At 75.9% G+C, this 10,598-nt stretch carries 10 protein-coding genes; 3 read left to right on the top strand and 7 right to left on the bottom strand.

The window, feature by feature from the left end; all coding sequences use genetic code 11:
• The 6 genes from EES43_RS09785 to EES43_RS09760 form a co-directional block, all read right to left on the bottom strand.
• On the bottom strand, positions 1–669 hold a 669-nt coding region (locus EES43_RS09785), incomplete at its 3' end, for a bifunctional DNA primase/polymerase (RefSeq protein WP_124271872.1).
• A 233-nt stretch (positions 670–902) separates the two neighbouring features.
• Entirely contained in the window at positions 903–1,262 is a 360-nt protein-coding gene (locus EES43_RS09780) for a hypothetical protein (RefSeq protein WP_124268376.1), read from the bottom strand.
• A gap of 113 nt (positions 1,263–1,375) precedes the next feature.
• A complete protein-coding gene (locus EES43_RS09775; RefSeq protein WP_124268375.1) occupies positions 1,376–2,710 on the bottom strand; it encodes an AAA domain-containing protein in 1,335 nt (444 codons plus the stop codon).
• Positions 2,707–4,329, bottom strand: a complete 1,623-nt coding sequence (locus EES43_RS09770) for a hypothetical protein (protein WP_124268374.1) — start codon at positions 4,327–4,329, stop codon at positions 2,707–2,709. The genes EES43_RS09775 and EES43_RS09770 overlap by 4 nt, the downstream gene beginning before the upstream one ends.
• Positions 4,320–5,510: a hypothetical protein gene (locus tag EES43_RS09765; protein ID WP_124268373.1), complete on the bottom strand. Its 1,191-nt coding sequence runs from the start codon at positions 5,508–5,510 to the stop codon at positions 4,320–4,322. Before EES43_RS09765 ends, EES43_RS09770 begins: the two co-directional genes overlap by 10 nt.
• Positions 5,395–6,351: a phosphatase PAP2 family protein gene (locus EES43_RS09760; protein WP_124268372.1), complete on the bottom strand. Its 957-nt coding sequence runs from the start codon at positions 6,349–6,351 to the stop codon at positions 5,395–5,397. The genes EES43_RS09765 and EES43_RS09760 overlap by 116 nt, the downstream gene beginning before the upstream one ends.
• Before the next feature lie 271 nt (positions 6,352–6,622).
• On the opposite strand from EES43_RS09760, the gene EES43_RS09755 reads away from it, so the two are divergent.
• Positions 6,623–7,219, top strand: a complete 597-nt coding sequence (locus tag EES43_RS09755; protein WP_124268371.1) for a histidine phosphatase family protein — start codon at positions 6,623–6,625, stop codon at positions 7,217–7,219.
• A 61-nt stretch (positions 7,220–7,280) separates the two neighbouring features.
• On the opposite strand, the gene EES43_RS09750 is transcribed toward EES43_RS09755, so the two are convergent.
• The gene (locus tag EES43_RS09750; RefSeq protein ID WP_124268370.1) at positions 7,281–8,711 is read right to left on the bottom strand and encodes an ATP-binding protein; all 1,431 of its coding nucleotides are present in this window, start codon (positions 8,709–8,711) and stop codon (positions 7,281–7,283) included.
• A gap of 223 nt (positions 8,712–8,934) precedes the next feature.
• Between EES43_RS09750 and EES43_RS09745 the strand changes: the two genes are divergently transcribed.
• Entirely contained in the window at positions 8,935–9,447 is a 513-nt protein-coding gene (locus EES43_RS09745; RefSeq protein ID WP_206430019.1) for a hypothetical protein, read from the top strand.
• A 74-nt stretch (positions 9,448–9,521) separates the two neighbouring features.
• Positions 9,522–10,424, top strand: a complete 903-nt coding sequence (locus EES43_RS09740) for a spermidine synthase (RefSeq protein WP_124268369.1) — start codon at positions 9,522–9,524, stop codon at positions 10,422–10,424.
• Positions 10,425–10,598 lie beyond the last annotated feature (174 nt).

Genomic DNA, 10,598 nt, shown 5'->3' with positions numbered 1-10,598 from the left:
GTCGTAGACAGTAGCATCCGGATCCGTCCGGGGAAAAATCGTCCCTCCACCGTCCCGCAGCCCTCCCGACCTGCTCACCCGCACACACGCCCAGAGCAGGACGTCCGGGCCCGGAAGCCACGGGCTACGGGTGTCGGGAGCGACCAGCCAGTGCGGCCCGGAATCACGCGAGGCGCAGGTCAGCGGCGGTACGGTCACCGCGTCGCCGGTGCCGTGGCAGAGCAGCGGCGGCACCGCGCTCCGCTGCTCGGCGGACCGCTCCGGACCGCCGGAACCCCACTCCTCCCAGGCCAGCAGCGAGGGCAGTCGCTGAGCCGTGCCCGGGGCGGCGAACAGCAGCAGCCTGCCCCGGTGGGTGGCGACCGGTCCGGTGCCGGGGCCCTCGGCCCAGAGCTGCTCCAGCATCCGGCGGCCGAAGAGCGCGGGCACGTTGACGACGTCGAAGGCGGTGCCGCACGGCAGCACGCCGGGCGCCGCGGGGTCGTCCTGCCACTGCGCGAGCGTGCTGCGCGGATACGCCGAGGCTCCCGCGAGCCACGCGACTCCGGCGGCGGTGACCTGGGCGGCCCGCTGCCCGGCCAGGTCCTGCGGCAGGGTGAAGAGGTCGACGCCGTGGTGCGCGGCGGCACCGGCCTGCGGGGTCGTTTCGTCTTTCAGCCATGCGCTCATGGAAAAAGGTCTACCGGGAGTGACGGAACTGATTCCGAGAGTTGCCGGAAACCGGGACACGGCGTGAGGGGAAGGGGTATCTTGCCCGGCGGAATATGCCAGGGGACCTGACCTCCGGACCGGCCCGGCGGCACCCTCCGCGCCCCCGGACCGGCGCGGGGACCGGCCCGGCCCCATCAGGCCCGGTCAGCCCGGTCAGGCCCGGTCAGCCCGGTCAGGTCCGCTCAGCCCTGTCAGGTCCGCTCAGCGTGGTCAGGCCCCGGGGCCGCCAGCAGGGTCCGGCCGAACTCGATCATCTTCTTCGCGTAGTCCTCGGTCCACTCCGCGCGCTCCGCCACGTCGGCCGCCGTCAGCCGGTCGAACCGGCGCGGATCGGCGAGCTGCGCCGCCGCCATCGCCTGGTACTCCACCGACCGGTCCGCCGCCGCCCGGAAGGCGTGGGTCAGCTCGGTCGCCCGGCTCAGCAGCTCGCGGGGGTCCTCCAGGGACTCCAGGTCGAAGAAGTGCTCCGGGTCGGCCGCCGCCTGAGACGGCTCGAAGAGCAGCGGCGCGGGACGCAGCCGCTGCCGTTCGTTCCGCTCGGACTGTGACATGGGCGTTCCTTCCTCGGGCGACCGGACGGCCACCCTCCATTGTCCAACCCCGCGCAAGAGGGCCCGGGGCCAGGGGGCCCGGCGATCCGGCCCGGCCCGGTCGGGGCCGCCGGTCAGGGCCGCCAGGCCACCCGGTGCTCGGCGAGGTGCGCGAGCACCGCGTGGTTCGCCTCCCACCCGTCGGGGAACTTCACCGTGACGCCCAGCCGCACCGGCTCCGTGGACGGATGCTCGTCCAGCAGGTCCGCGACCCCTTCCCGGCACACCACCACGCAGGCGTGCCGGTGGCGCGAGGCCAGCACGCACAGCCGGCCGGTCTCCAGGTGGAACGCGGTCGCGTCGGGCCGGCCCGACAGCGGATGCAGGACCACCGTCACGTCGAACTCCCGGCCCTGGAGCCGGTTGGCCGTGTCCACGGCCACGCCCGCCACCCCCAGCTCCGCGAGTGCCGCACGCACCGCCGCCGCCTGGTCGCGGTGGGCCGTGCCGACCGCGACCCGGTCCGCCGTCACCGGCACCGGCTCCTCGGACCGCTCGCTCGTCGCGACGCCGCCCCGGTCCAGCAGCCGCCGGACCACCAGCGCCACCGCCCGCACCGCCTCCGGGTCGGTACGCGGGGTGCGGCGGGCGGGCAGCTCCAGCAGGCCCCACCCCGAGGCGGCGGCCTCGTCCAGCACCCGGTCCGGCCCCGAGCCGTCCGACGCCGTCCCGAACGAGAGCCGCCGGTCCCCGTGGTCCGTACCGCTGCGGAACGGGGTGTACGGGTAGAACGCGGCCGACACCAGCGGAGCCGCCGACGCGGGCAGCCGCCAGGACACCGGCAGCCGGTGCTGCGGCAGCTCCGGATTGTGCGCCAGCAGCGTGGAGACGGCACTCGCCGACGGGTCGTAGCTCAACCCGGCCCACTGGTCCGCGCCCACGATCGAGAACGGGTCCAACTGGCCCGGGTCCCCGACGAACAGCGCCCGCTCGAACAGCCCGGCCACGGCCAGCAGCGCGTCCGACCGCATCTGGTACGCCTCGTCGACGATGGCATGGCCCCACGGCTCCACGTTCTTCACGTGCGCCCACTTCGCGGCCGTCGAGATCACCACGGGCAGCCCGGCCAGATCGGCCGCCTTCGCCGACGTCACGACCTGGTCGAGGCCGTCGAGGATCTTGTCGTACGGGTCGGAGTCGCTGCTGTGCAGCCGGCCCACCGGCAGCTCCGGCTCCTTCTCCGCGAGGCGCACCACCAGGTCGTCGACCTGCGCGTTCGTCTGCGCGACCACCATCAGCGGACGCCCGGCGGCGGCCAGCTCCAGCGCCGCCCGCACCACCAGCGTCGACTTCCCGGCGCCCGGCGGCGAGTCCACGACGATGCCGCGCGCCGTGCCGCGCAGCGTGTCGTCGAGGATCGCGGCCGTGGCCCGCCCCGCTGCCGCGCCCGGATCGAAGACGGTGGTCACAGCAGGTCCTCCGGGGTCACGGGGTCGGGGTGCTCCGCGCGGGCGGCGTCCGCGCCCGGCGGGCCGCCGTGGGTCCACGGCGTCTCCTCCGGGTCCGGCAGCTTCGGGCCGCCGCGCTGGTCGTGCTCGAACAGGGTCCACGCGATCCGCTCGCCGGGCTCCGGCAGCGAACCGGGCGCGGGTTCCCTGCCCCGGCCCATCCGGTCCAGGATCCGCAGCACCAGCAGAATCTCGCCGCTGCCGCTGCTGTCGGGGGCCTCCTCCGCGTACCGCACGAACTCGGCCGCCTGCGGCTTGCCGTCCAGCGAGCGGTACACCCGGGTCCGCTCGCCCAGATGCGGGCGCTCGTCCGTGCGGAGGGTCACCAGCGGGCGCGGCGCGGGCCGCTTGGACTCGCTGTACGCCATCTCCACCTCCGTCACCCGGCCGAGGAACGCCTCACCGGCCAGCCGCCGTCCCGCCAGCACCAGCGGATCGTCCAGCGCCTCCTGGGCCTCCAACTGGGCCTGGGCCGTCTCGCGGGAGGCCAGCTTCTGCGCCGCCGTCACCGCGTCGTCGCGGCGCGGCTGCGGCGGCTCGCCCGCGGCGACCCGGTCCCGGTGCGCGGTGAACGACCAGCGGTCCCGGGTCCACCGGTCCGCGGCCCTGGCGCCCTCGGGCAGCTCCCGCAGCAGGTCGAGCCCCCGCCACACCGCGTCCCAGGTCGGCAGCATGACCTGCGCGAGCAGGGAGCGGATCTCCCGCTCGGCCCGGCTCAGCTCGCCCAGCCGCGCGTCCGCCGCGAGCCCGTCCTCGGCCGACGCCAGTGCCGAGCGGGCCCGGTCGTAGCGCTCGATCGCGGGGGCCAGCAGCCGGTTGTCGAAGTCCGGATCGGTGGCCGGTCCGGCCGGCGGGCACAGCAACTGGCCCTCCGGGTCCCGGGCCAGCTCGGCCCGCAGCGCCGCCTCGGCCCCCGAGCCGCCGTCCGGCGGGTCGATCCAGGAGAGCAGCGCGCCCAGGTGCTGGTCCTCCAGGCTGCTCTGGCCGGTGGCCCAGTGGCGGTTGAGCAGATCGGTGGCGGCCAGCAGCAGCGAGGAGCCGGGCACCCGGGCCCGCTCCCCGTAGTGCGTCAGCCAGCGGCCGAGCAGCGGCACCCGGCGCGGAGCCGGATACGGCGTCTGCGGATCGTCCTCGGCGGTCCGCCGGAACCGCATCGACCGCCCGAGCAGCCGGACGAACTCGATGCCCGCCCGGCTCGGCACGACCAGCTGCGGCGCGTCCGCGCACAGCTCGACCTCGACCTTGGTCCTGCGGCCCGTCGCCGGATCCGTCTCGTTGCGCTCGGCGGCCTCGACGACGTCCGCGTACGCCTCGATGTGCGGCAGCACCGCCTCCGCCAGCTCGGCCAGGAACGCGAACCGCAGGTCGCGGTCGCGCGGCTGCGCCACCGCCAGCAGCCGGGGCGACGCGCGGTCCGTGCCGACCAGGGCACCGAGCGGCGCGCCCGCCTCCCCGGCGGTGGTCAGCGGCACGAGCACCAGCGGGCGGTCGGTGAGATGGCGGTGGCGGACTGTGGCCAGCGGCTGGGCGCGGCCCGTGTCCACCGCCTCCAGCCGGGCCAGGGTGGTGATCAGCGACATGCGGCGGCACCCTCCAGCGCCTCGGCGCGCAGTGCGGCGGCCCGGCGCAGCGCGGCGACCGTCGGATCGGCGGGATCGCCCTCCTTGCCCGCCGCGGCGGCCAGCACCCCGGCCACCGTGCTCAGCCCGCCCAGCTCGCCCCGCACCCCGCGGCCCAGCGTCTCCACCGCGCCCTCGGCCCGGGACTTCGCCCGGCAGTGGAACGCCAGCTCGCAGGCGGCCAGGCACTCCGGGGCGTACGCCGCCGCGACCGACCCGACGGCGGCGTCCAGCTCCCCCGGCGAGCAGGCGGGGTCGAACGTCGTCCCCTCGGGCAGGGCCGCGGCGATGTCCTCGACGCGCGTCAGCCGGGTCAGCTGACGGCGGGTGACCGCCCGCTGCTTGCGCACGTCCACGACCGAGGCGGTCGGCAGGTTGGAGAAGTCCTTCGGGCAGACCAGCAGCACCCGGTGGCCGACCTCGGCCCCCTCGGTCACCGCCGCCACCCGCTCCAGCGCCAGCACGTACACCGCGGCCTGCCGGGCCGCCGCGCCCACCTTGGCCGCGTCGGCGGACGCGTCGATCATCGGAAAGGACTTGATCTCGACCACCGTCCACCGGCCGTCGGGATGGACCACCACCGCGTCCGGCTCCAGATAGGCGGGGGAGCCGGCCACCTCCAGGGCCAGCATCGGGTGGTCCAGCAGCGCCCAGCCGCCGACCGCCGTCGCCTCCCGCAGCGCGAGCGCGGTCCTGGCGGCCCGGCCCTCGGGCCCGGCGGCGCTCAGGTCGGGCGTCGGCACCGCACCGGCCGGTGCGGGCGCCCCGTCCCCGAGGCGTTCGTACAGCAGGCGCAGCAGCTCCGCGCCGCCGTCGGCCTTGACCTTCGCCTCGAAGGCGTTGCCCCGCATGAAGGCGAACTGCGACTGGCCGAACGGGGCGGGGGAGCCGAGCGCGGTGGCGAGCACACCCTTGTCCACTCCGGCGCCGTCGAGCAGGGCGCGGCGCTTGCAGCCGGGGTTCGCGGCGAGGGCGGCGAGGGCGCGCGCGTCGAGCGGGTGCGGTGCGACGGAGGGGCCGCGCAGCTCAGCGAGCCGCTGCCGGAGCGTCGTCGCTCGCTGCGGCGCCTCGGGCGGGCGGGCCGCCGGCAGCCGCGTCGGGGGAGTCTGCGGAGGAGGTCCGCTGGCCGGGGATTCGCTCACCCGCGGAAGTCTTGCATCCGGCACTGACAATCGGGGACTTCACCGGTCGGGACGTGCGGCGGACGGCGTCCGCGGCGGTCCGCGCACGGTCCTTGATCCGGTCGGCCAGTCGCATGACCGGCCTGGTCAGAAGGGCTCCGAGGCCCATCACGGCGGCTCCGGCGACCGCGTCCAGGAAGTAGTGGTTCGCGGTGCCCATCACGACGACCGTGGTGATCAGCGGGTAGGCGATACCCGCGGCCCGTATGAGGGGGTGGCGGCCGTACCGCCACAGCAGGATTCCGCACCACAGCGACCAGCCGACGTGCAGGCTGGGCATCGCCGCGTACTGGTTGGTCATCCCGCTCAGACCGCGCGGGGCGCTGGCCCCCGTGCCCCACCAGCCGTAACCGCTGTACTGCGCCATCGTGTCCACGAAACCGTGGCTCGCGTCCAGCAGCCGGGGCGGGCAGGTCGGCATCAGCGTGAAGCCGACCAGACCCAGCAGGGTCGAGTTCATCAGCCAGGTGCGGGCCGCCCGGTACAGGGTCGACCGGCGGCGGAACATCCACACCAGGACGGCCGGAGTCACCAGGTAGTGCAGGGAGGCGTACGCGAAGTCGGCGGGTATCCCGAGCGACGGGGTGCTGGTGAAGAGCCGGTTGAGCGGGTGCTCGGCGTTGAGGTGGAGAGCCTGTTCGAGCCGGAGGATCGCCAGCCCGTGGTCGACCGCCGTCGACACGTCGCCGCGCACCAGCAGGCGGCCGAGCGAGTACAGGCCGTACACCACCGCGATCAGTGGCAGTTCCGTCCACCATCTGGGCCGGTGACCGGTCGCGGGCGGCGCGGTGGCGTGCGGCATCCGGTGGCTCTCCCCATGTTCGTTCGGCCGACGGCGGGCGTTCAACCGTACGGCGGGTGAGGGCCGCCGACTCCCCCGGGGGTCCTCTTCCGGACGTCCCGTACGCGGTCGCCCCGCCGCGGTCGGTGACGCGGCGGGGCGGCTGCTCCAGGAGGGACGCGCCAGCCGCCCCGAAGGTTGACCGCCGGGCCCGTGCGGGATGATGGAGCGGACGTTCCGGCCGTCGCCGTCCGGGGCCGTTCATCGCACCACCGTTTCAGGGAGAGCCGTCATGGCACCGCGAATCCTGCTCGCCCGGCATGGCCAGACCCAGTGGTCCGTCCAGGGCAACCACACCGGCCGGACGGACATCCCGCTCCTGGACGCCGGCCGCGCGGGCGCGAAGCTGCTCGGCGAGCGGCTGCACCGCGCGCCGTGGGCGGGCCTGCCCGGCGTCGAGATCCGCACCAGCCCGCTCGTCCGGGCCGCCGAGACCTGCGCGATCGCCGGGTTCGGGGACCGGGCCGAACCGTGGGACGCGCTGATGGAGTGGGACTACGGGGCGTACGAGGGGCTGACCCCGGCCCAGATCAAGGCGGACCGGCCGGACTGGCTGATCTGGCGCGACGGGGTGCCGGAGGGCGAGTCCACCGCGCAGGTCGCCGCCCGCGCCGACGAGATCGTCGCCTGGGCGCGCTCGGCCGACCGGGACGTCCTGGTCTTCGCCCACGGGCACATCCTGCGGGCGCTCGGCGCGCGGTGGCTGGGCGAGGACCTGTCCTTCGGCGCGCGCGTCCGGCTGGAACCGACCTCGCTGTCGGTGCTCGGCTGGGCGTACGGGATGCCCGCCGTGGAACGCTGGAACGACACGGGCCACCTGGAGCGTTAGCCGCGCGCCCGCGCCGCGTCGGCCCCGCCCGCCCGGCTGCCGTCAGCCCGCCCGGCTGCGGTCAGCAGGCCCGGTGCGGGGATGGCGGCGGCGGCGCGGACTCCCGGTGGCGGGCCAGGAAGCAGGTGACGCCCGCCGTCTCGTCGCGCCCCTCCAGCACCCGGGCGGCTCCGGCCAGCATCGCGCGGATGCGCGAGGACTGGACCCGGCCCAGCAGGTCGAGCACCTGGTGCCCCGTCGCCGCCGCCTCGTCGGCCAGCCCGGCGCGGGCCAGGTCGCCCGTCAGCTGCGTCCGGTACAGCGCCAGGTTCCGGGTGAAGTGCGGGTCCTGGAGCGCGACGGCCCGCCGCCCGTGCCGCGCGGCACGGGCCCAGTCGCCCAGCGCCGACCAGCACTGCGCCTCCAGCAGGGCCAGTTCGGCCTCCCGGAAGAAGCTCATCCACTCCGGATCGGCCGCCGCCGGCCCCCGTTCGAACGCGGCACGGGCCCGTCCGATCGCCCGGTCGCACCCCGTCCGGTCGCCGAGCCCCGCCCGGCCGCCCGCCTCGCGCAGCGCGAGCAGCGCCATCAGCCGCGGCGAGCCCAGGGTGCGGGCCGCCCGCTGCCCGGCCTCCGCCGCCCGCACCGCCTCGCGGGGCCGCCCCGCGTCCCTGGCCAGGAACGACGTGTTGCAGAACGCGTGCGCCTCCAGCGCCGCGTCACCGGACAGCCGCGCCGTGGCCAGCGCCTCCGCGTAGTGCGAGCGCGCGTCGTCGAAGCGGCCCGAGTCGTGGGCCAGCCAGCCCACCGAGATCGCCAGCTCGCCCGCGCCCGCGTGCAGCCGGTCCGAGGTGGCGCGCCGGGCGGTGGTCCCGGCGTCCAGCATTTCGTACGCCGCGCGCAGCGGCTGGGCGGCCCGCCGGTACAGGCCGTCGGCCCCGTGCCGGTCGTCCAGCACGCGGATGTCCCGTACGGCCTTCTCGACGGCGCTCACCTCCGCCTCGCCGACCCGGCGCTGCACCGGCAGCGAGACGGACGCGGCGGACGCGGACGCGCCGCCGAGGCCCAGGTACGCGGACGCCACCGTGGCGGTACCGCCGGTCATGAACACGCGACGCAGCACGTCGCTCTCCTCGTGGATGTCGCTGGGGAGCGTGGGGGTCGGGAAGGGGGACGGGGGTGCGCCGGAGCCCGGCGGCGGGAGCGCGGGCTCCGCCGCCGGGGGAGGCTCCGAGACGACGCGGGCCGCCCGGCCGCGCACGCTCTCGCGGGCCGAGAAGCCCAGGTCGGCCAGGGAGGCGCCGGGGAACATGTGCCGGAAGACCCGCTCGTAGGCGTAGTTGGGGCAGCGGATCTCCCCGGACTCCACGCGTCCGACGTACCGGGCGTCGCACGCGACCTGCTCACCGATCTCGCGCGCCGCTCTGCGGACGGCCGCCGCGAACTCCCCTGCGGAGCGCTGCCCGCGCAACTGGCGGAAGACGAGGTTGGGAACTGCCCCTGTCGACACCATGGCCGGCCCCTCTCTGGTGCAGCCGGGTTGTCGCTGTCCGGTGTCCCGGCGAGCAAGAACGTACCTGTTGTGACGGGTCCCACACGCGGCGATTAGTCGTAAAAAGGGCATCTCCCCCTTGATCCGCCATGAACTGCCACCCTTTGCGGCGGTGTGCCCCCGTAGCCCTTGACGCACCCACGGCGTTGGTCCATGTGGAGACGGAGTGTGACTCCGTCCGGCGATGAGAGGAGGGGTTCCCTTGCTGCATCCCGGCACGGAAACCGGCTCACGGACGACCGCGACGAACCCGACGACATCCCCCGCGACCCCGACACCGCCCCCCGCGAGTCCGGTGGCGCCTCCCGCGAGGCCGACACCGCCCCCCGCCGGGCCCGTGGCGGAGGAGGCGTCCTGCGACCTGGTCACGGTCCCGGCCCGGCAGGGCCTGGAGGCCGTCGACATCCTCCGCCGCCGCAAGGAGCCCGAGGCCGTCGGCCCGGTCCTGCACGACGGCACATGCGACACCCTCGGCTTCCTCGTCCCCCCGGGCACCGCCGACGCCTGGGACGTACCGGGCAGCGCCTGTACGCGCACCGACGCCCGCCGCCTGCGCATCCCCGCCGCACCGCCCGCCTGCGGCACCGGCTGGCTCCTGCCGCCCGCCGCGAGCACCCCCGTCACCGATCCGGCCGTCCTCCGGGCCGCCCTGGACCAGGCCGCCCGGCTGATCGAGGCGGTCGACAACTGCCGGTGAGCCCATAATGGCCGGACGGGCGGAACCTCCGCCGCCGCCGGTACCCCGGCCCCCACCAGCAAGGACCAGCGCACGTGGCACGTCGAGGAGCAGCGGACGGCGGCAGGGGCGGCGGGCGCGGGCGGGAGCGCCGAGGTGAGCGGGAGCCGGTCTCCGCGCCCGTCGACGGCGGCCTCGCCGAACTCATACCCGACCGGGAGCGGCCGGGCGGCTGGACGCTGCTGATCGACGGCGCGCCCCAGTCGCACGTCGATCTCGACGACCCCGCACACCTCTCGTTCGCCTACCAGCGCCGCCTGGGCCACGTCATCGACCTCGCCGCGCCCCCGCAGCAGCCGCTGCACGTCGTGCACCTCGGCGGCGGCGCGCTCACCCTCGCGCGGTACGCCGCCGCGACCCGGCCCCGTTCCACCCAGCAGGTCGTGGAGATCGACGCGGCCCTCGTCCAGCTCGTCCGCTCGGCGCTGCCGCCGGATCCGCAGGCCCGCATCCGGGTGCGGACGGCGGACGCCCGCGAAGGGCTCGGCAGGCTGCCGGAGGGCTGGGCCGATCTCGTCATCGCCGATGTGTTCGGCGGGGCCCGCACCCCCGCCCACCTGACCTCCGCCGAGTTCCTGGCCGAGGTGCGCCGGGTGCTGAGGCCCGGGGGCCGGTACGCCGCGAACCTGGCGGACGGACCGCCGCTCGCCCATCTGCGCGGCCAGGTCGCCACCGCCGCCGCCGTCTTCCCCGAACTCGCCCTCGCCGCCGACCCCGTGGTGTGGCGCGGGCGGCGCTTCGGCAACGCCGTCCTGCTCGCCTCGGACCTGCCGCTGCCGGTCGCCGAGTTCACCCGCCGGGTGGCGGGCGACCCGCACCCCGGCCGCGTCGAACACGGCCGCGCGCTCCTCGACTTCACCGGCGGCGCGACCGTCGTCACCGACGCGTCCGCCAAGCCGTCGCCCGCGCCGCCGCCTTCGGTCTTCGAACAGCCCTGACCGCCGGAGGTCGACCGCGTGCCGCCGGAGGCCGACCGCCTGACCGCCCGAGACCGGCCGACCGCCCGCCGGCTGAACTGCCCGATGCGTACGCACCGTTCATCTTCCGGCGTCCGCGCAGGCGATATCCGGACAGCGGACGGACGGGGCATGCCGGGCGCCGTTCCGGGACGC

Source organism: Streptomyces sp. ADI96-02, assembly GCF_003846185.1.
Taxonomy (GTDB): domain Bacteria; phylum Actinomycetota; class Actinomycetes; order Streptomycetales; family Streptomycetaceae; genus Streptomyces.
This window is presented reverse-complemented; position numbering and strand designations above follow the sequence as displayed.

Excerpts from the sequence above, each read along its gene's own strand:
- EES43_RS09780 (WP_124268376.1), bottom strand. The coding sequence starts at position 1,262 with ATGTCACAGTCCGAGCGGAACGAACGGCAGCGGCTGCGTCCCGCGCCG.
- EES43_RS09770 (WP_124268374.1), bottom strand. The coding sequence starts at position 4,329 with ATGTCGCTGATCACCACCCTGGCCCGGCTGGAGGCGGTGGACACGGGC.
- EES43_RS09760 (WP_124268372.1), bottom strand. The coding sequence starts at position 6,351 with ATGCCGCACGCCACCGCGCCGCCCGCGACCGGTCACCGGCCCAGATGG.
- EES43_RS09755 (WP_124268371.1), top strand. The coding sequence starts at position 6,623 with ATGGCACCGCGAATCCTGCTCGCCCGGCATGGCCAGACCCAGTGGTCC.
- EES43_RS09750 (WP_124268370.1), bottom strand. The coding sequence starts at position 8,711 with ATGGTGTCGACAGGGGCAGTTCCCAACCTCGTCTTCCGCCAGTTGCGC.
- EES43_RS09745 (WP_206430019.1), top strand. The coding sequence starts at position 8,935 with ATGAGAGGAGGGGTTCCCTTGCTGCATCCCGGCACGGAAACCGGCTCA.